This window comes from Mycobacterium sp. NPDC048908 (assembly GCF_043197955.1).
In the GTDB taxonomy this organism is placed as follows: domain Bacteria; phylum Actinomycetota; class Actinomycetes; order Mycobacteriales; family Mycobacteriaceae; genus Mycobacterium.
On sequence record NZ_JBICUE010000002.1, the window covers coordinates 804,422 to 824,222 of the forward strand.

Here is a 19,801-nt window from a genome sequence, read left to right on the forward strand (position 1 = left end):
GCCAGTGAACCGGCTCAGACATTTCACTCCTCAGGTAGGTGATGGCAGGCGGCCGGGGTGACTGAACCGGGCCGCGCGGCGGTGGACGCGATGCTCGCGTCCACGTGTGCGGTGCGGCTGGCCTGCCACTCGCATCGGTTCGGCATAGAACACTGTCTTGGTCACCTCCACCAGCACCAGATAGGCAATTGTGAGACCCACCAGAGCAGCGAAGAATTCCCAGGGCAGCGGTGTGAAACCGAGCCCGCGGGATAGCGGTGACACCGTCAGTACGATGCCGACCGCGACGACCGCGAGGGTTGCCAGGGTCAGCACAATGCCGGGCCTGCTGCGAAGGAACGGCACCCGGCGCGTCCGGATCGCGAAAATGATCAGTGTCTGTGTAGCAAGCGATTCCACGAACCACCCGGTACGAAACTGGATGGGACCCGCGTGCAGGACGCCGAGCATCAGACCGAAGGTGAGAAAGTCGAACAGTGAACTGATCGGGCCGAAGGTCAGCATGAAGCGTCGAATGAAGGCGATGTTCCAATGCGATGGGGCGTGGAGCTGTTCATCGTCGACGCGGTCGGTCGGAATCGACAGCTGGGAGCTGTCGTACAGCAGGTTGTTCAGGAGAATCTGGCTGGGCAGCATCGGTAGGAAGGTGAGAACCGCTGACGCGGCCGCCGCGCTGAACATGTTGCCGAAGTTGCTTGAGGTGCCCATCAATACGTACTTGATGGTGTTGGCGAAGATGCGTCGTCCCTCGGCAACACCGGTCGCGAGCACACCCAGATCTTTCTCGAGCAGCACGACGTCGGCGGCATCCTTGGCGACATCTGTCGCGGTATCCACCGAGATTCCAACGTCTGCTGAGTGCAGTGCCAATGCATCGTTAACACCGTCGCCGAGAAAGCCGACCGATCGGCCGGTCCGACGCAGGGACGAGATCAACCGCGCCTTCTGCTCGGGTGAGATCCGGGCGAATATCGTCCGGTCACGTGCCGCGGCGTCGAGCTCCGCGTCGTCCATTCGCTCCAGCTCAGCGCCGGTCAGGGTTCCTTTCGAAGCCAAACCTATGTCGTTGCAGACCTTCTCGGCGACCGTAGGGTTGTCGCCAGTGGCGACCTTCACCTCGATACCCAGGGCGGCTAGCTGGGCAAGCGAATCGCGTGCTGCCTTCTTCGGGTTGTCAGCGAACACCAGGAAGCCGTCGAGTGTCAGCCCACATTCGTCGCTGGCCGTGAGTTCCGTCAGATCGGCTGCCGGCCTGCTGGCCACGGCGACGACGCGCCTGCCGTCGGCGAACAACGTTGCAAGCATGCGCCGAGCACCGCTGGGTAACGCGCTGCAGCGGGCCATCACTTGCTCGGGTGCGCCCTTGACAATCAGAGATCTGCCACCGGGTTGGTCGACGACCACGGAGGTGGCCCTGCGGGTGTGGTCGAACGGCAACATCGCGACCCGGGTAACACCCTCGATGCTCGGTCGACCCTCCCACAGTGCCGAGTCCATCTCATTGGCGCTCGTACCACCGGTCGCCGGGTCAACGTCGGTTGCCAGGAGGCCGCACCGGAGCACCGACTCCGAGTGGTGGCCGGCTGGGTCGATCGCGTCGATGAGCCTGATCTGTCCCTCAGTCAAAGTGCCGGTCTTGTCGGTGATCAAGATGTCGATATCGCCGAGATCCTCGATGCACACCAGCCGCTTCACCAGCACCTTTAGCCGCGCGAGCCGCCGTGAGCCCGCGGCCAGGCTGGCGCTCACGACCGCAGGAAGAAGCTGAGGGGTGATACCCACGGCGATGGCCAGGCCGAACAACGCGGAATCGATGACGGGCCTTCCCAACAGCAGGTTGATGGCGATGATGACGACCGTCAGGGTGAGGGCCACGCGCAGCAGCAGATACGAGAAGCGGCGAAGCCCTGCCTGAAACTCCGTCTCCGGTTGGCGCTCACCCAATCCGGCGGCGATACGGCCGAACTCGGCGTTGGCGCCGGTCGCGTAGACGACTGCGGTCGCTTCACCAGCGCTGACCACGGTGCCCATGAACGCCAAGTTGTCTGCGTCGGCAAGGGCAACATCACCCGGTGCCGGTTCGGCCGATTTCTCGCTGGCAGTCGACTCGCCGGTCAGAATGCTCTCGTTGCACTCGAGGCCGTTGACGTCGATCAGCCGAACATCGGCGGGTATCAGTTGGCCCAGTTCGAGTTGGATGACGTCGCCCGGCACCAGGGCGTTGACATCCACCTTGGTCGGGCGTCCGTCACGGCGCACAACCACGTTGTGGTGCACCCGTGAATGCAAGGCCGCGGTCGCACGTTCCGCGCGGTATTCGTTGACGAAGCTCAGTGCGACGCTGACCAACAAAATGATGCAGATGATGATGGCCTGCGTGCTATCGCCGAGGAAGAATGACAGCACCGCGGTCACCGCGAGCAGCCCGAGCACCGCGTTGTTGAGTTGGCGAAGTAGCACTGCCGCGGCGCTGACCCTATGGCTACGAAGGGAATTCGGACCGACGCGTGCGAACCGCGCATCAGCCTCAGCAGTCGAAAGCCCCTCCACCGTAGTGTTCAGCCAGCCCATCACATCGGCAAGCGGGGCGCCGGCGACGTGCTGTTGGTCCAGTGTCTTGTCGTCGAGGATCGTAGTCACGGTGAGTTACCGCGCCGATTCCAACAGCACGCGCCGTTCGGCGGCTGCGATAGTGCGCCGGGCTGCTCCGAGCGCGTCAGGGTTCACCGAGACCGACGTGATGCCCATCCGGACCAGATGCTCAGCGAACGCCGGATTGGTCGACGGCGCCTGCCCGCACAGCGATGACGTGATACCGAATTTCCGCGCGGTGCTGATTATCTGGCCAATCGCGTCGAGCACGGCGGGGTCGGACTCCTCGAACAGTTCGGCGCAGATGTCGGAATCGCGATCGACACCGAGCACCAGCTGCGTCAGGTCGTTGCTGCCGATGGAGACACCGTCGATACCCATGCCGATGTACTCCGGCAGCCAATGCACCACCGAGGGCACTTCGGCCATCACCCAGCGATGCAGTCCGCGTTGGCGGCCCAGCGGGCTCGCGTCGATCAACGACAGGCATTCCTCGAGTTCCCATCGGGTCCGCACAAACGGGATCATCACGTGCACGTTCGGTGATTGTTCGCGTACGCGGGCCAGGGCTTGCAATTCGAGGGCGAACAAGTCGGGTTCTTTGATGTATCGGTAGCAGCCGCGATAGCCGATCATGGGGTTGTGTTCGATCGGCTCGTATGCCTCGCCGCCCGCCAAACCGCGAAACTCGTTGGTGCGGAAGTCTGTTGCGCGGTAGATGACGGGGCGGGGAGCGAAGGCCGCACCGATCCGGCCGACCGTCGCGACCATGCCGTCAACGAGCTTGCTCTGCTCGCCGTGTGCGATCAGGTCACGAGGATGGCGCCCACCGAGCGCTTCGGTCAGCATGAATTCGGCGCGCAACAGGCCGACCCCATCCGGTCCCTGGGCGGCGACGGTTTCCGCGGTGTCTGCCATGGCCAGGTTCACGTAGACCTTGGTGCCCGTTACTTCCGGCGCCGGCTCAAAGGGTGTCTGTCGTTCTGTCACGGCCACCGTGGGCGTAGGTTCAACAACGCCCGCAAGGACGCGACCGTGAGTGCCATCGACAGTCACGGTCGTGCCGTCGTGCAAATCATCAGTGGCACTGCGTGTTCCAACGACACACGGGACGCCCAACTCGCGAGCCACGATTGCGGCATGGCAGGTCATCCCGCCGGTGTTGGTCACCAGCGCGGCGGCGCGGCGGATGGTGGGCAGCCAATCCGGGTTCGTCATCTGAGCGACGAGGATCTCGCCCTCCAGCAACCGGTTTCCCTCTTCGGGGCTCACCAGGACACGGACCTTGCCCGACGCCGTGCCGGGCGCGGCGGCGAGTCCGCGCGCCAGTACCGCGTGCTTGTCGGACGACGGAGCCGTGGTATGGCGCAGGGTCGTGATCGGCCGCGCCTGAACCAAGTATGTGTTGCCCTGCGAGATCGCCCATTCCGTATCCTGCGGGCACGCGTTGTGCTGCTCGGTCGCGATCGCCAGTTCGGCGATGCGTCGAATCTCGTCGTCATCGAGCACACGCGCGTCGGCCTGTGCGTCGTCGAGGTCGACGGACTCGTCGTGACCGCCGGCGCCGCGGACGATCTTGAACGCCTTGTGCCCCAACCGAACATCGAGGACTTCCAGGGTCTCTTTCGAAACGATGTAGGTGTCAGGCTCGACCTCTCCGGATACCACGACCTCGCCGAGGCCAAATGCGCCTTCAATGACTACCCGATCCTGCGCGCCGTTGCTCGGGTCGGCGGTGAACGCGACACCGGCTTTCTCGGAGTTGACCATCAGTTGGATCACGACTGCCATTGCGGGGTCGGCGGTGAAGTCGCGGCTGGCGCGGTAGGTGATGACTCGCGGGCTGAACAGCGACATCCAGCAGCGAAGCACCGCGTCCAAGAGCTCGTCATCGCCGCTGACGTTTGTGATCGTGGCGTTCATGCCGGCGAACGAGGCGTCCCGACCGTCCTCTCCGGTTGCCGACGACCGCACTGCGACCACGGCATCGGAGCCGAGTCCGTGATAGGTCGCGAGGATCAGGTCTCGCACGGTATCGGTGACCCCGGCCTTGTGAACAAGACCTTGCATCCTCTCGCACAGCTCGGTGAGACGTGTTGTGTCGGCGACGTTGTCAATCGCCTCGCGATGAAGTGCGCTGAGCTCCGCATCGACTCCGCCCGCCCGCATCGAATCGCGGTAGCTATCCCGTAGAAGTACGAAGCCGGGTGGAACGGGCAGCTTGGCGGCGACCATTTCGCCCATGTTCGCGCCCTTGCCGCCTGCTTCCTCGGCATCTGCGATTCGCAGCGTCGAGATGTCACGGATATACGCGTCGCTTCCCATGAGACCAGCCTTTTGCACGATGCTCACGCGGCGTAGCGTCCGAGGACCACAGCTGACCCGCTGAAGGTCACGAATGCCTAGGGCATTAAGTCCCTACCTTCGGACGTGGGACTTCTGTCCCTACCGTCGACCGCGCTCGCGTAGTCGGATCAACACTATGCAGCAGACGGCCGGAGCAACGATCGTCACCTTGACGATGAACCCTGCGCTCGACATCAGCACCAATGCCGATGTGGTACGCCCGACCGACAAGATCCGATGCGGGACTGCTCGCTACGACGCTGGTGGCGGAGGCATCAACGTGGCGAAGATCGCCCACGTATTGGGGGAGCCGGTGACGGCGGTGTACCCCACGGGTGGGCCGACCGGTGACGTGCTGACCGATCTCCTCGTCCAGGGCGGGGTGCCGATCAGACCCATCAAGATTGCGGCTTCGACGCGGGAAAGCTTCACAGTCAAGGAGATCAGTACCGGCGTGCAGTACCGGTTTGTCCTTCCGGGACCGAATGTCTCGTTTGTTGAACAACAGCAATGCCTTGGCGAGCTTCGACGCGCCGCGGCATCAGCCCGGTTTGTGGTGGCAAGCGGTAGCCTGCCGCCGGGGGTGCCGGTGAACTTCTATCAGCAGGTGGCGCTGATCTGTCGCGATCTTGGCGTTCGGCTGGTCCTGGACACCTCGGGCGGTGGGCTCAAGCACATCACATCGGGCGTCTATTTGCTCAAGGCGAGTGTGCGCGAACTACGCGAATGTGCCGGGCGTGAACTCGTAACCGAATCTGAACAACTGGACGCCGCTCACGAGATCATCGACTGCGGGCGAGCGCAGGTCGTAGTGGTGTCGCTCGGGTCCGATGGCGCCTTGCTTGCCACAGCACAGGAGAGCCTGCGGTTCCCGGCCATCCCGATGCGAGCAGTCAGCGGCGTCGGCGCGGGCGACGCGATGGTCGCGGCCATAACGGTGGGCTTGAGTCGCGACTGGTCGCTGCGCAACGCGATGCGTTTTGGAATCGCCGCGGGCGCGGCCATGCTGATGACGCCGGGAACGCAGCCGTGCACACGGGCCGATGCAGAACGCCTTTTCGAGGTTGCCGAAGCGCCTGTTGAGGTCGTCGGTGACCGTGCGGTCGAGGAGGCTTTGGTCAGATGACCACATCGGTCACGATTGACCCGCGCCTGCATGACGCCGTCATCTTCGACCTGGACGGTGTGGTCACCGACACCGCATCGATACACGCCGCGGCATGGGCCGCCATGTTCAACGACTTCCTCGAGCGCCGTCCTGCGCACGATGAGGAGAACCACTCACCGTTCACCGACGAGGACTACAGGCACTTCGTGGACGGCAAACCGCGCTATGACGGTGTGGCGGACTTCCTTGCGTCGCGGGGGATTTCGCTGCCGCTTGGTGGCCCGTTCGACCGCACCCAGGAAACGGTATGCGGTCTTGGCAACCGCAAGCAACAACTGTTCCTCGAGCGGATCGATGCCGGGGTGCCCGTGTTCGAGTCGACTGTCGCGCTGGTGCGCAGGCTGACCGAAGCCGGGGTTGCCACCGCCGTGTATTCGGCGAGCCGCAACTGCGAGCAGATCCTCAAAGCGGCCGGGCTGGCAGATCTTTTCGCCGTGCGCGTCGACGGCGTGGTCGCCGATGCTCTCGCGCTGACCGGTAAGCCGAACCCGGCTGTACTGTTGGAAGCCACTCAGCGGCTCGGCGCAACTCCTGAGCGATCCGTAGTTGCGGAGGACGCCGAGGCCGGGGTGGAAGCAGGGCGCAACGGCGGATTCGCGCTGGTCATCGGCATCGACCGGACAGGGCATGCCGACGATTTGATGCGCCATGGGGCCGATGTCGTGGTAGCCGACCTCTCCGCTGTCGTCGTCCGTGTCGGCGACAAACGATTGTCGGTACTGCCGAATGCACTGGACTCCTACGGTCAACTGATCGGCGTGGTCAGCGACCGCAAACCATTGGTATGCCTGGATTTTGACGGCACTCTTTCTGAAATCGTTTCGGATCCAGACGCAGCTGTGCTGGTCGATGGTGCAGCCGAGGCTCTTGAGAAGCTTGCCGCGCAGTGCCCAGTCGCTATCCTTAGCGGCCGCGATCTCGCGGACATACGTACGCGTGTTGGCCTGCCCGGTCTCTGGTATGCCGGTAGCCACGGATTTGAACTAATCGGTCCGGACGGTCGCCGCCACGACAATGAGGCGGCTGCCGCCGCTTTGCCGGTGTTGGAACTCGCGGCCGAAGCCCTCCGTCATGAGCTGAGCAACATCCCGGGTGCGCGAGTGGAAAACAAGCGCTATGCCGTTGCAGTTCACCATCGCAACGTTAGTCCAGAACATGTCGGCGAGGTCATCGCGGCCACGCATAGGTACGGACAGCAGGTTGGCTTGCGGATCACCGGCGGTCGCAGGGTTGTTGAGCTGCGACCGGACGTCGAGTGGGACAAGGGCACAGCATTGTCATGGCTCCGCGACCAGGTCCAGCCGCTAGGCCGCCTACTCTCGATCTATGTCGGCGACGACCTCACCGACGAAGATGCCTTCGATGCGGTCGCATTCAATGGCGTGGGAATCGCTGTCCGCAACGACGAGGACCGCGACAGGCCAACGGCAGCCCATTACACGCTCAACAACCCAACAGAGGTCCGGGAGTTCCTGCGTCGCGGCGGAAACTGGTTAGCGTACGAGCAGCAGACCTCGGATGAGGCGTGGACTCTGACTTTCGAGGGTTACGACCCGTCCGCCGAAAAGCTGCGCGAAGCGTTGTGTACGGTCGGCAACGGCTACTTCGCGACGCGGGGCGCAGCACCCGAAGCGACGGCGGATCAGGTTCATTACCCGGCCACTTACGCCGCCGGCGTGTACAACCGGCTGGGCGACTTGGTGGCCGGGACGAAGGTCGAAAACGAAAGCCTGGTTAATCTGCCCAACTGGCTGCCGCTGACGTTCCGCATCGAGGGCGGTGACTGGTTCGACATCGACGCGGTCGAGTTGCAGGATTACCGCCAGAGTCTCAACATTCGCGAGGCGGTCTTAACTCGCAAGCTGCGCTTCACTGACGACGCCGGACGGATCACCTCAGTGACACAGCGCCGATTCGTGGCGATGAATCAGGCGCATGTCGCCGCGCTCGAAACGACGATCGTCGCCGAGAACTGGTCCGGCACCGTTGAGGTTCGTTCGACACTGGATGGGAGCGTGTGCAACGCCGGGGTGGAGCGTTATCGGGAGCTGGCCGGAAACCATCTTCAGCTCCTGCAAAAGCGTGAACTCACCCAAGACTCAGTGCTTCTCACGGCCTTGACACGCCAATCACGGATCCCCGTGGCGCTCGCCTCGCGAACGACTGTGTGGAACCGCCAGACTCCGGCTGCCGCGAAGTATCGGCTTGTCGATGAGGAGTTCGAGATCGGCCACGAGATTTTCGTCGACCTCTCAGAAGGGCAATCGCTGAGCATCGAGAAGGTCGTCACAATGGTGACGGGTCGCGACGTCGCCACCTCGGAACCGGATGCGGGAGCCGAACGCCAGCTCGGCCGCCAGGGGCGATTCAGCGAAATACGCAACTTGCACACCGTCTCCTGGGCTCACCTATGGGAGCGGTTGTCCATCGAATTCGCGGGGCATGCAGACGAATTGCAAATCTTGCGACTGCATTTGATGCATTTGCTGCAAACAGTTTCCTACCACAGCGAGGACCTGGACGTCGGCATACCGGCGCGCGGTCTCCACGGAGAGGCGTATCGCGGCCACGTCTTCTGGGACGAGCTGTTCATCTTCCCGGTGCTGAACTTTCGCTTCCCGACTATCACGCGAGCATTGTTGCGATATCGGTACCGGCGTCTCATCGAGGCGCGGCGTGCCGCGAAGCTCGCCGGTTACTCCGGCGCCATGTTCCCCTGGCAGTCGGGCAGCGACGGGCGCGAAGAGAGTCCAGATTTGCATCTCAATCCGCGCTCCGGCCGATGGAATCCCGACCCCAGCCATCGTGCGCATCATATCGGCATCGCCGTCGCCTACAACGTATGGCAGTTCTACCAAGTCACCGGGGACCTGGCCTACCTGATCGACTACGGAGCGGAGATGCTGGTCGAAATCGCTCGATTCTGGGTCAGCAGAACGGTTTACAACGAAACAACAGACCGTTACGACATCCACGGCGTGATTGGACCTGACGAATTCCACTCGGGCTATCCGGATCGGCCGTATGAGGGTATCGACAACAACGCGTACACGAATGTCATGGCGGCCTGGGTGATTCTGCGCGCCATCGATGTCCTCAAGGTGGTGCCGCTGCCGAATCGGATCGACTTGCGCGAAAAGCTGCAACTGACCGATGACGAACTCGCCCGTTGGGAGCACGTGAGCCGCCGGATGTTCGTGCCGTTCCACGACGGTCTGATCAGCCAGTTCGAAGGTTATGATTTATTGGCAGAACTTGATTGGGATGCCTACCGATCGCGGTACGGCAACATCCAGCGCCTCGACCGCATCCTCGAGGCCGAGGACGACGACATCAACCGGTACAAGGCTTCCAAGCAGGCCGACGTGTTGATGTTGCTCTATCTGCTCTCGTCGGATGAGTTGTCAGAGTTGCTCGATCGGCTGGGCTACCAATTCAAGACCGATCAGATTCCGGGCATGGTCGACTACTACCTGGCACGCACATCGCACGGCTCGACGCTCAGCGCTGTGGTGCATTCCTGGGTGCTGGCACGCGCCAACCGCGATCGCGCCATGGAATTTTTCCATGACGTGCTCAAGTCCGACGTCGACGACATCCAGGGCGGTACCACCTCTGAAGGGATTCATCTCGCCGCGATGGTAGGCAGCGTCGACCTGGTGCAGCGATGCTTCACCGGGCTGGAAATCCGTGGCGACCGCCTCGTGCTGTCGCCACACTGGCCTGAATCGCTTGGTGCACTGGGCTTTCCGATTCACTATCGCGGCCACCATCTGCACGTGCGGGTTAGCGGACGTGGTGCCGAGGTCAGCGTCGGTCCCCAGGATGTGCCGCCGGTCCTGATCGAATGCCGCGGTCATGTCGAACAGGTCGTCGCAGGGCGGACGATCCGCTTTCCCGGCGGTCCCGAGGAACGCCCGGCGGCTCGGCATGACGAGTCGTTGACAGGAAAGATCCGGAGTCAGTGAGCGCCGTCAGTTGGCCCTGCAACTCGACCGTGGTATCGATCAGATCGGGCATGGCACGAGGGTCGGCTGTCACTGTGACGGCGAGCGTTCCGGCATAGGAGAGCGCGGCAAATGTCACGCTGACATTGCCGCCGCCACCGACCGCCAAAGGCAGCACATCGGTGATCGCGGTGCCGCAGAAGGTCATCGGGCGGGCTGGGCCGAGCAGATTGGTGACGACGATGTGCAGATAGCGTTGACGGCGCATATACCAGCTGTAGATACCAACGGCCGCAAGCGCGCGAACGGCCTGACTGGCCGCCGTCAGGCGCATCGCCGTCTGCTTACTGGCCCGCATCACTTCCGCTACCCGTTCGAGTCGCCGTAGGGGATCGCCCATCGTGGGTATCGCCGCCCGCGCCTCGCCGAGTTGGTTGCCCAGCTCGCGCATGGTCGCAGCGCGACGGATCGCGACGGGAACGCCGACGATGATGGCCTCAACGTGCTCGCCGCGCCGTTCGAGACAGGTATGCAGCGCACCGCTGATCGCTGATAGCACAACGTCGTTGACCGTTGCGCCGTGTCTGTGTGCGACAGCCCTGATGGCGTCCACTCGCGCTCTCGCGACAGCTACCCGACGCTCAGCGCCGGTCGGCGCGAGAAGTGAACAGGGCGCGGCGCGGCCGATTCGTGGCCCACGAGTTTTGCGTATTTCGTTGACTGCGGCGCGGATTCGTTGTGGCATGTGGCGCGCTGCGCTCACACGACTGCGTAGTGCATCGGCCGCCAGTTGCCGCAACGATGGCGGGGGTACGGGAAATGGCCGTGGTATCGCCGGCGGTGCTCCGTCAACCAGGGCACCGAGAACCGCCAGGCCGCCGATCCCGTCGGCGAGCGCATGTTGGACCACTAAGATGAGCGCAATCCTGCCGTCGGCCAGATCCGTCACGACCCACGCGTGCCACAGCGGGCGGTCCATTCGCAGCTTGTGTGTAACCAGCCTGGCTGCGACATCCAATAGTGCAGGTTCGTCACCTGGCGACGGACAAGGGAGGCAATCGATGTGCTGATGGATCGCGAAGCTAGGGTCGTCGACCCAAATCGGCCGTCCGCACGCTAGAGGCAGTCTCATCAGGCGCTGCCGTAGTCGAGGGATGCGCTGGATACGGTCCGCCAGGACGGTGGTCAACACCGAAGCGTCGAAGCACTCGCCCGGCTCCAGGACAAGGACCGCCCCGAACTGTTGGGGTGCGCTGCGCTGGAGGGCGACGAACATCAGGTCGGCTGAGGACGCTCGCTCCACTGCACTAGGCCTGGCGCGCGACGATTACGGGGGTACGGGCGGATTGAACCACCGCAGCGCTCACCGAGCCCAGAAGCATCCCCGCGAATCCGCCACGACCATGGCTGCCCACCACGACGAGCTGCGCCGCTTCCGATCGGTCAACGAGCTGCTGTGCCGGACGATCGCAGACGACGTGGCGATGAACAGTCACGTCGGGGTAGCGCTCCTGCCACCCTGCTAGGCGCTCGGCCAAGACCTCGTGCTCAGAGGTTTTCATCATCGACCAATCGACATCGGGGAACTCCAACGGTGTGTCGCTCCACGCATGTAGCGCAATCAGATCCACATGCCGACGCGACGCTTCGTCGAACGCGATCGCGGTGGCCAACTCCGAGACCGGTGAGCCGTCGACGCCGAGAAGGATGGGTGCCTGTGTCGGGTCCAGCATCGTCGAATCGTCGTGATGGATGACCGCGACCGGGCAGTGCGCATGTTGAACGAGACCGGAGCTCACCGAACCCAGGAGCGATCCGAACACCCCGACACCACGGCGGCCCACCACTATCATCTCGGCTCCTTTTGACATGTCGACGAGGGTGGGAATGACAGCCGAGTAATACATTTCGGTTTTGACCTGCTCGGTGTCGGTTTCCGGCGCGGCGTCCTCCACGATGCTCATCGCGTCGACGATGAGCTCGCGGCCGTGTCGTTGTTGCCATTCCCCGAAGCCCACCGGCGGCGGCGTAACTGGCCAGGTGCCGCCGAGGCCGGCAGCGACATGGACCAGGGTGAGCGAGATGTTCCGCATTGCCGCATCGCGTGCGGCCCAGGCGATGGCGGCCCGCGACGCGGCCGACCCGTCGACGCCGACCACGATGCCGGGACAGTTGCTCGAAGTGGTCATAGGGCGACGTTAGGGCCATCGGCGGGGGAGGAGCAGGGGCCGTTGGTCCCATCCCATACAGACATTGGGCCCCAGCGGCGAGGGACCTGAGCCGGGCATTGGAAACACGAAACCCGGGACAAAAGCAGCGCCGGACGGATCCTTTGCCCCTACGTCGTCGACCGGCCCGACTGGTCTGATCAAGAGGTACGACTCAATGAGGAGGCAGCCATGAGGTCATTAACCAGCCTGGTACATCATCGGCAGCGGTCGGCACTGACCTACCAGGTCACGGACTGTCTTCACGACGGACGCATAGTGCGCGTGTCTGCTGATGGCATCGCCTGCACAGTGTCGGCGTGGCTGGCAGAGCTCGGCGCTTACAGCCCCATGGTTGAGGATCTCGCCCGAACCGTGCGTGACGGTGACTGGACGACCGCGTACGCCATTGCGGACCTGCTGTCCGTCGATGTGGCCGTCGCTGCTTAGACCGAGTTGGAATGACCGTATTTCTCAGCAACAGTGACGCGTTCATTTGGTCGATCGAGAGCGACCCGCGGCTCCGGTCGACAATCGTCACGCTGGTTCTGTTGGACCGGTCACCTGACTGGACCACACTCCTCAACCGCTTCGAGCTACTGAGCCGGACGGTCCCGATGTTCCGGCAGCGGGTCGTGCCCACAGCGTTTCCTACGCCGCCACGCTGGAATATCGATCCCGACTTCGACCTTGCGTTCCACTTGCGCAGGGTGATTGCCCCAGCGCCCGCCAACCTCGACACCCTCCTTGAAATGGCTCGCGTTGCAGCCATGGCGGATTTCGACCGAGCCCGACCCCTATGGGAGGCCACGCTGATCGAAGGTCTGTCCGATGGTGGCGCGGCCTTGCTGTGCAAGGTGAACCACGCTCTTACCGACGGCATCGGTGCCGTCCAGCTCGCGATGACGCTGTATGACCGCACTGAGAGATCGGACGAGCGGCAGTTGCCGAACGCGCCCGCTCCCGTGGCAATGAGACCCATGGCCGGAATACGGGACATGCTTGCTTACGCAGCCGGACTCACGACTCCACTTGGGGCGATGCCGGCGTTCGTCGCCCGTGGCGTTCGCCACCCGGTCGGCACATTGACCAATGCTGGTCTGGCGGCGGGGTCGATACTGAGAACGGCCCGTCCGATTCGTCGGCCGGGATCGCCAATCATGCGAGAGCGCACCAAGATTCGTCGACTTGGCGTACATCACGTGCCGAAAGAGGTATTGCACCGCGCAGGCAAGATTGCGGGAGGCTCGCTGAACGACGCCTTCATCGCCGGGGTCGCGGGAGGCTTGCGGCGATATCACGACAAGCACGGCGCAGCCGTTGATGACCTCGTCGTGACGATGCCGATCAGTATTCGAACCGCAGCCGATCCTATCGGCGGCAACCGCGCGACTTTGATGCGATTCGACGTACCAGCGGGCGTTGCGGATCCGGCGCACCGGATTCGCCTTATCCATGACCGAACCAGCAGGCAGCGCAGCGAGAAGTCGTTGGCCTACACCCAATTCATTGCAGGTGCGTTGAACCTCGCACCGCGCTGGTACGTCGGTTCGGCCTTGCGGAACGTCGATTTCGTGGCCAGCGATGTCCCAGGTTTACCGACGCCGGTATACCTGGCCGGAGCGAAAGTGCGAATGCAGTATGCGTTCTCGCCGACCATCGGAGCGGCTTTGAACGTAACCCTGCTGTCCTATGTTGACACGTGCGCACTCGGGATCAATGCGGATGCCGGCGCGATCCCAGACTTCGACGTCTTCTACGACTGCTTGGTCGCGGGCTTCGACGACGTGCTGAGGTTGGCAACCTGATAGTGAGTGTCCGACGCGTCGAGGGTCTTTCGGCTGCCCTTTCGGGACCAATGTCTCCAGTCGCGGTCGCAGACCGGCTCCTAATGTCATCGATAGTTCTCAATCGCTGAGGAGGCTCAGGAAATGTCGGATCAGATCTCACATAACGGCATTGTGGTAGGCGTCGACGGCTCTCCGTCGTCACACACCGCGCTCCGATGGGCCGCCCGCGAGGCGGCGATACGCCACGTCCCACTGGCAATTGTTCATGTCGCGCCCTCGTTGCCGGCCGGGTCGTCAACGCTGATGTGGCCAGCCGGGCGCGTCCCGCAGGAGGTACTCGAGATTCAAGAGAACGACGCCCGCAACGTCGTTGCAGACGCGATCAAGATCGCCGAGGAAATCTCGCAGGGCGGCGATCATCCAGAGTTCACCAGCGAACTGTTTTTCGGAGGGCCGGTGCCGACGCTCGTCGACCTGTCCAAGGAAGCCCAGATGGTTGTGGTCGGGTGCCACGGGCGAACCGGGAAACATCGCCGCCTGCTCGGATCGGTCGGCACTGGCTTGATTCATCACGCTCATGGGCCCGTCGCCGTTGTCCACGACGAGAGCCCGCTGTCGCAACAGCCGTATCGTCCGGTACTCGTGGGCATTGACGGCTCGCGGGCGTCGGAGTTGGCAATCGAAATCGCCTTTGACGAGGCCTCCGCGCGCGGTGCTGATTTGGTGGCGCTGCACGTTTGGAACGATGCCGATATGTCGACCGTGTTCGGTATCGATGCTTCGGTTGTGCAAACCGCTGCCGAAAAGGCCCTCGCCGCAAGCCTAGCTGGGTGGCAGGAACGGTATCCCGAGGTCACGGTCCACCGTGTGGTGGAATTCGAACGCCCAGTCCGCCATATCCTCGCCCAGTCCGAGCGCGCTCAGCTCGTCGTTCTCGGCAGCCATGGCCGCGGCGGCTTCGCTGGCATGCTGCTCGGTTCGGTCGGCACTGCGGTTGCGCAGGAAGCGCGCGTACCGGTCATTATCGCCCGTCGGCATTAGCGACCAGCAGCTCTCAACTCTTCACACGGGTGCCGGCATTGCCAACGACGATGTTGGCGATGTCGGCCAGAGACCCGATGACGGCTTCGTTGCTGGTGGTTCTGGCGAACCCACACGCGGCTTGAACCTTGGGACCCATTGACCCCGTGGGGAACTCGTAGCTGGCGAGCTCATCGGGGGTCACCTCGGTGAGTCGCGCCTGATTTGGTGTTCCCCAGTCGGTGTAGACAGCGTCGACATCGGTGGCGATGACCAGAAGGTCGGCTTCGAGTTGCTCAGCCAAAAGGGCGGCGGCGAGGTCCTTGTCGATGACGGCCTCGACGCCGCGCAGGTGGCCGTGTTCGTCGTACATCGTCGGGATGCCGCCGCCGCCGGCGCAGATCACGATTGTGCCCTGGTCTACCAGGCTGCGGATGGGCCGTATCTCGAAGATCCGTTTGGGTTTTGGGCTGGCGACGACTCGTCGGAACTTGTCTCCGTCAGCGGCGATCGCCCAACCGCTGGTGGCCTTGAGTCGCTCCGCGGTTTCCCTGTCGTAAACCGGGCCGATCGGTTTGGTGGGATGGCCGAACGCTGGGTCGTCACGGTCCACCTCGATCATCGTCAGGACTGTCGCGAGCTGTTGTTCTGGGGGCAGCAGGTTGCCGAGTTCCTGTTCGATGACGTAGCCGATCATCGCCTCGGTCTGGGCGCCGAGCACGTCGAGCGGATAAGGCGCGACATCGTGGTATGCCGCCGCCTGCAGCGCCAGCAGCCCAACTTGTGGACCGTTTCCGTGAGCGATCACGACCTCGTTTCCGTGCGCGACTTCGGCGATTCGCTCTGCCGCCAAGCGTATGTTGGTTCGCTGGTTTTCGGCTGTCATCGGCTGGCCGCGCTGCAGTAATGCGTTGCCGCCCAGAGCGATCACGATCCGCATGACGGTTAGGCGAGCGCTGCCACGAGGACAGCTTTGATGGTGTGCATGCGGTTCTCTGCCTGATCGAAGGAGACGTTGACAGGACTTTCGAAGACGTCCTCGGTGACCTCGATGCCGTTGGCAAGATTCGGATACTGCGCCGCGATCATGGCGCCGACCTTCGTTTCGGAATTGTGGAATGCCGGCAGGCAGTGCATGAATTTCACTCTCGGATCGCCCGTCATCGTGAGCAATTCGGAATTGACCTGGTAGGGGAGCAGCTGGTCGATGCGCTCGCCCCACGTCTCGATCGGTTCACCCATTGACACCCACACGTCGGTGTAGATGAAGTCGACACCGCTCACCGCCTTGTGCGGATCATCGGTGATTGTGAGGCGTGCCCCCGATGCCGCTGCGAACTCACGACACATTGTCACGTGGTCATCGCTGGGCCATAGGTCTTGCGGTGCGCCGATCCGGACATCCATGCCGAGTTTCGCGCCCACCAGTAACAGTGAGTTGGCCACATTGTTGCGGCCGTCGCCGACGAATGTGAAAGTGATGTCGGTCAGCGGCTTTGGGCAATGTTCGGTCATTGTGAGCACGTCGGCCAGCATCTGTGTGGGGTGGAATTCATCGGTGAGACCGTTGAACACTGGCACGCCCGCGTATTCGGCGAGTTCCTCAACGACATCTTGACCGGCGCCGCGGTACTCGATCGCGTCATACATCCGGCCGAGTACCCGTGCGGTGTCTTTCATCGACTCCTTGTGCCCGATCTGTGATGATGCTGGGTCGATGTATGTCACGTGTGCGCCCTCGTCGTGTGCCGCGACTTCGAATGCACACCGGGTGCGGGTGGACGATTTTTCGAAAATGAGTGCGATGTTCTTGCCCGCCAGGCTCTGTCGTTTCAGCCCGGAGTATTTTGCACGCTTGAGATCTCGGGACAGGTCCAGGAGGTAAAGCAGGTCGCGATCGCTGTGATGGACCAGGCTGAGCAGACTTCTGTTTCGAATATTGAGTGCCATCGCCGTTCTCTCGTCAGGTGTAGATCGGATCACGCCAGATGGGGCACGTCATGCAGCGGCCGCCACCTCGGCCGCGGCCGAGTTCGCTGGCGGTGATGGTGACGACCTCGACTCCGGCTTTGCGTAATGCCGTGTTGGTGAGGATGTTTCGGTCGTAGCCGATGACAACGCCGGGTTCGAGTGCCACTACATTGTTTCCGTCGTCCCACTGCTCGCGCTGAATGCCGTAGATATCGCCGGCGGTCGCGACAACCCGGAAGTCGACGCCGACGGCTTCGCTGATCGTCGGGATGAGCCCCTTTGGCTCGCGGCGGATGTCGAGGCCTGATGGCGCGCTGTCGTCCGGGCGCAGGCTGAACGGCACGATGCCGTCGACGATCGGCGCATATTCAGTGACAAGGTCGTAGTCACAGAACGTGAACACAGTGTCCAAGTGCATTGCCGCACGGGACTTTGGCAGGCTTGCGATGATCACCCGTTCGGCCGCCCCAGCCGCAAACAAACTGCGCGCCACCTGGCTGATGGCCTGATGTGACGAGCGTTCGCCCATGCCGATCACCACGGTGCCCTTCCCGATCGGCATCACGTCTCCACCCTCCAGAGTGGCTGCTCCATGGTCATGTGCGACGCCGTCGGCGTCACCGAGCCAGATATCGAACTTCTCGTCGGCGAAAGCGGGATGGAACTTGTACACGGCCGCAGTGAGCAGGGTCTCCTGCCTGCGGGCGGGCCAGTACATCGGGTTCAGCGTGACACCCTGGAAAATCCACGACGAGTTGTCGCGCATGAATTGCGTATTCGGAAGCGGCCGCAACGCGAAACCTGCCGGATCGAGCTCACGGAAGGCCGACAGGAAGCTGCCGCCGACGTCGTTGGGCACGTCCTGGTAGGCCACGCCGCCGATGAGGAACTCCGCAAGTCGTTCGGCAGGTAAATCGCCCAGCCATGCCCGTATCTCGTGGGTCAGCCCCGAGCCGACCAGGTCGTCGGTGACCTTGCGGTCCAGCACCCACTGGCGCCCTTCTGGCACGGCCACGACCTCAGCGAGGAGGTCCTGCAGTTCGAGGACCTCCACGCCGCGATCGACCATCTTGGCGACGAAATCGAAATGATCGCGTCGGGCTTGCTGCAGCCAGATGACGTCGTCGAACAGCAGCTCGTTGCAATTCTCCGGTGTCAGGCGTTGGTGGGCGAGCCCGGGTGCGCACACCATGACCCGTCGCAATCGGCCCGCCTCTGACCAGACTCCCAGTCGGGAGGTGTTCTCGCTCATGGTTTTCGGTCGCTCACAGCACGGTCAGGTTGCCGGTGGCCATCAGCACGACCGCCGCTACCGATGTCAGGGTGACCACGGTGACCACGGCGAGTTCGGACTTGCTGAACACGGGCAACCGGTTCTCCCGACGCGCCCAGATGTACAGGCCGGTACCCGCCAGGTAGAACAGGGCCGCGATCAGCAGGTACTGCCAGCCTCCGGCGTAGACCAGCCACACCGCGTACCCCAACGCGACGACCCCGATGATCAGATCACGAGTCCTGCCGCGGCCCGATTCGTACGTCTCACCGCGCACCGCCAGCAACACCTGATAAGCCGCCGACCACAGATAGGGAAGCAGGATGAGAGACGTCGCAAGGTAGACGAGGTTGGTGTAGGTGCTCGAGTTGGCCAGAGTCCACAGGAGAAGCGCCTGCACACACAGGTTTGTCAGCCACAGCGCAGTTGCCGGCGCACCGTGCTTGTTCTCTCGGGCAAGCGCTTTCGGCATCACCTGTTCATTGGCGGGCAGGCGGAGGATCTCGACGCACAACATCACCCACGCGATCAGCGCACCGAGCAGAGAGACGACTAGGCCTATCGAGATGAATGCCGCGCCCCAGCTTCCGACCTCGTTCTCGAGCACACCCGCCATGGACGGATCGGCCACGCCGGCCAACTTCGCCTGAGCCATCAGGCCATACGATAAAAGGTTGACCAGAAGCAGCAAGGCCAGTACACCCGCGAAGCCCAGCACTGTGGCCCGACCGACGTCACTGCGCTTGGCCGCCCGTTGGGAGTAGATCGCGGCTCCCTCGATGCCGATGAAGACCCACACCGTGACCAGCATCATGTTCTTGACCTGAGTCATGGTGTCGCCCAGTGGTGCTCCGTCGATCTGCGTTGTTTTTCCCCAGAAGTCGGCGGTGAACAGCCCGGCCTTGAACCCGACGGCCGCGATCGCGATGAAGACGATGATTGGCACAACCTTGGCGATCGTGACGATGACGTTCACGAAAGCGGCGGTTTGGATGCCTCGCAGTGTCATCGCGTGCACAATCCACAGCACCACAGAGGCGCCGATGATGGCGGGCACCGTCGCGCCGCCCTCGAACTGAGGGAAGAAGTATCCCAACGTCGAAAACAGCAGCACCAGGTAGGCGACGTTGCCCACCCACGCGGACATCCAGTATCCGAACGCCGATGTGAAGCCGATGTAGTTACCGAAACCGGCACGGGCATAGCCATACACGCCGCCGTCGACCCCGGGCTTGCGCGAAGCCAGTGTTTGAAAGACGAAGGCCAGCATCAGCATGCCGACGCCTGTGACCGCCCAGCCGATCAATAGCGGACCGGGGGCGGCGCTTGCGGCCATCTGTGAGGGCAGCGCGAAGATACCGCTGCCGATCATCGATCCGACGACGATGGCCGTCAGCGCTGCCAACCCAAGACCTGCCTTGGGAACAAGAGGGCGAGTGGTGGGGGGCGGTGGGACAAGTGTTTCCGACATCGTTGTCTCCCAGGTC

The 19,801-nt window shown here is 63.0% G+C and carries 12 protein-coding genes and 1 pseudogene; 5 read left to right on the forward strand and 8 right to left on the reverse strand.

From position 1 onward, the window contains the following. Window positions 1-30: 30 nt before the first annotated feature. Window positions 31-2,613 carry a magnesium-translocating P-type ATPase gene (mgtA, locus tag ACGFK1_RS08515; RefSeq protein ID WP_393427893.1) on the reverse strand — a complete coding sequence of 861 codons (2,583 nt, stop codon included), beginning with the start codon at window positions 2,611-2,613 and terminating at the stop codon, window positions 31-33. 33 nt (window positions 2,614-2,646) lie between these two features. Then, window positions 2,647-4,917 (reverse strand): phosphoenolpyruvate synthase, encoded by a 2,271-nt coding sequence (gene ppsA, locus ACGFK1_RS08520; RefSeq protein WP_393427894.1) that lies wholly within the window; start codon window positions 4,915-4,917, stop codon window positions 2,647-2,649. 157 nt (window positions 4,918-5,074) lie between these two features. Between ppsA and ACGFK1_RS08525 the strand changes: the two genes are divergently transcribed. Together ACGFK1_RS08525 and otsB are read left to right on the forward strand one after the other, a co-directional pair. Further along, a complete protein-coding gene (locus ACGFK1_RS08525) occupies window positions 5,075-6,064 on the forward strand; it encodes a 1-phosphofructokinase family hexose kinase (protein ID WP_393427786.1) in 990 nt (329 codons plus the stop codon). Then, a complete protein-coding gene (otsB, locus tag ACGFK1_RS08530) occupies window positions 6,061-10,074 on the forward strand; it encodes a trehalose-phosphatase (RefSeq protein ID WP_393427787.1) in 4,014 nt (1,337 codons plus the stop codon). The genes ACGFK1_RS08525 and otsB overlap by 4 nt, the downstream gene beginning before the upstream one ends. A gap of 13 nt (window positions 10,075-10,087) precedes the next feature. Here the strand turns inward: otsB and ACGFK1_RS08535 are convergent. Both ACGFK1_RS08535 and ACGFK1_RS08540 read right to left on the reverse strand, forming a co-directional pair. Then, window positions 10,088-11,329, reverse strand: a pseudogene (locus ACGFK1_RS08535) (wax ester/triacylglycerol synthase domain-containing protein); the annotation flags it as partial. A 31-nt stretch (window positions 11,330-11,360) separates the two neighbouring features. After that, window positions 11,361-12,242, reverse strand: coding sequence for a universal stress protein (locus ACGFK1_RS08540; protein WP_393427788.1), 882 nt, complete (start codon window positions 12,240-12,242; stop codon window positions 11,361-11,363). A gap of 210 nt (window positions 12,243-12,452) precedes the next feature. Between ACGFK1_RS08540 and ACGFK1_RS08545 the strand changes: the two genes are divergently transcribed. From ACGFK1_RS08545 to ACGFK1_RS08555, 3 genes are all read left to right on the forward strand, one after another. Further along, window positions 12,453-12,710, forward strand: a complete 258-nt coding sequence (locus ACGFK1_RS08545) for a hypothetical protein (RefSeq protein ID WP_393427789.1) — start codon at window positions 12,453-12,455, stop codon at window positions 12,708-12,710. 11 nt (window positions 12,711-12,721) lie between these two features. Further along, a complete protein-coding gene (locus ACGFK1_RS08550) occupies window positions 12,722-14,068 on the forward strand; it encodes a wax ester/triacylglycerol synthase domain-containing protein (RefSeq protein WP_393427790.1) in 1,347 nt (448 codons plus the stop codon). A 123-nt stretch (window positions 14,069-14,191) separates the two neighbouring features. Then, window positions 14,192-15,091 (forward strand): universal stress protein, encoded by a 900-nt coding sequence (locus ACGFK1_RS08555; RefSeq protein WP_393427791.1) that lies wholly within the window; start codon window positions 14,192-14,194, stop codon window positions 15,089-15,091. 13 nt (window positions 15,092-15,104) lie between these two features. Here the strand turns inward: ACGFK1_RS08555 and arcC are convergent, their stop codons facing one another. The 4 genes from arcC to arcD are packed head-to-tail and all read right to left on the reverse strand — an operon-like array spanning window position 15,105 to window position 19,785. Beyond that, window positions 15,105-16,010 carry a carbamate kinase gene (gene arcC / locus ACGFK1_RS08560; protein WP_393427792.1) on the reverse strand — a complete coding sequence of 302 codons (906 nt, stop codon included), beginning with the start codon at window positions 16,008-16,010 and terminating at the stop codon, window positions 15,105-15,107. A gap of 5 nt (window positions 16,011-16,015) precedes the next feature. Next, window positions 16,016-17,020: an ornithine carbamoyltransferase gene (locus ACGFK1_RS08565; RefSeq protein ID WP_393427793.1), complete on the reverse strand. Its 1,005-nt coding sequence runs from the start codon at window positions 17,018-17,020 to the stop codon at window positions 16,016-16,018. 13 nt (window positions 17,021-17,033) lie between these two features. Next, window positions 17,034-18,293 carry an arginine deiminase gene (locus tag ACGFK1_RS08570; RefSeq protein ID WP_393427794.1) on the reverse strand — a complete coding sequence of 420 codons (1,260 nt, stop codon included), beginning with the start codon at window positions 18,291-18,293 and terminating at the stop codon, window positions 17,034-17,036. Between the two features lie 13 nt (window positions 18,294-18,306). After that, window positions 18,307-19,785 (reverse strand): arginine-ornithine antiporter, encoded by a 1,479-nt coding sequence (gene arcD / locus ACGFK1_RS08575; protein WP_393427795.1) that lies wholly within the window; start codon window positions 19,783-19,785, stop codon window positions 18,307-18,309. Between the last annotated feature and the right edge of the window lie 16 nt (window positions 19,786-19,801).

What these genes read in the sequence shown, in the direction of transcription:
- arcD (WP_393427795.1), bottom strand. Translation starts at nt 19,785, where the DNA reads ATGTCGGAAACACTTGTCCCACCGCCCCCCACCACTCGCCCTCTTGTT.
- ACGFK1_RS08525 (WP_393427786.1), top strand. Translation starts at nt 5,075, where the DNA reads ATGCAGCAGACGGCCGGAGCAACGATCGTCACCTTGACGATGAACCCT.
- ACGFK1_RS08550 (WP_393427790.1), top strand. Translation starts at nt 12,722, where the DNA reads ATGACCGTATTTCTCAGCAACAGTGACGCGTTCATTTGGTCGATCGAG.
- ACGFK1_RS08570 (WP_393427794.1), bottom strand. Translation starts at nt 18,293, where the DNA reads ATGAGCGAGAACACCTCCCGACTGGGAGTCTGGTCAGAGGCGGGCCGA.
- ACGFK1_RS08555 (WP_393427791.1), top strand. Translation starts at nt 14,192, where the DNA reads ATGTCGGATCAGATCTCACATAACGGCATTGTGGTAGGCGTCGACGGC.
- otsB (WP_393427787.1), top strand. Translation starts at nt 6,061, where the DNA reads ATGACCACATCGGTCACGATTGACCCGCGCCTGCATGACGCCGTCATC.
- ACGFK1_RS08565 (WP_393427793.1), bottom strand. Translation starts at nt 17,020, where the DNA reads ATGGCACTCAATATTCGAAACAGAAGTCTGCTCAGCCTGGTCCATCAC.
- arcC (WP_393427792.1), bottom strand. Translation starts at nt 16,010, where the DNA reads ATGCGGATCGTGATCGCTCTGGGCGGCAACGCATTACTGCAGCGCGGC.
- ACGFK1_RS08545 (WP_393427789.1), top strand. Translation starts at nt 12,453, where the DNA reads ATGAGGTCATTAACCAGCCTGGTACATCATCGGCAGCGGTCGGCACTG.
- ppsA (WP_393427894.1), bottom strand. Translation starts at nt 4,917, where the DNA reads ATGGGAAGCGACGCGTATATCCGTGACATCTCGACGCTGCGAATCGCA.
- ACGFK1_RS08540 (WP_393427788.1), bottom strand. Translation starts at nt 12,242, where the DNA reads ATGACCACTTCGAGCAACTGTCCCGGCATCGTGGTCGGCGTCGACGGG.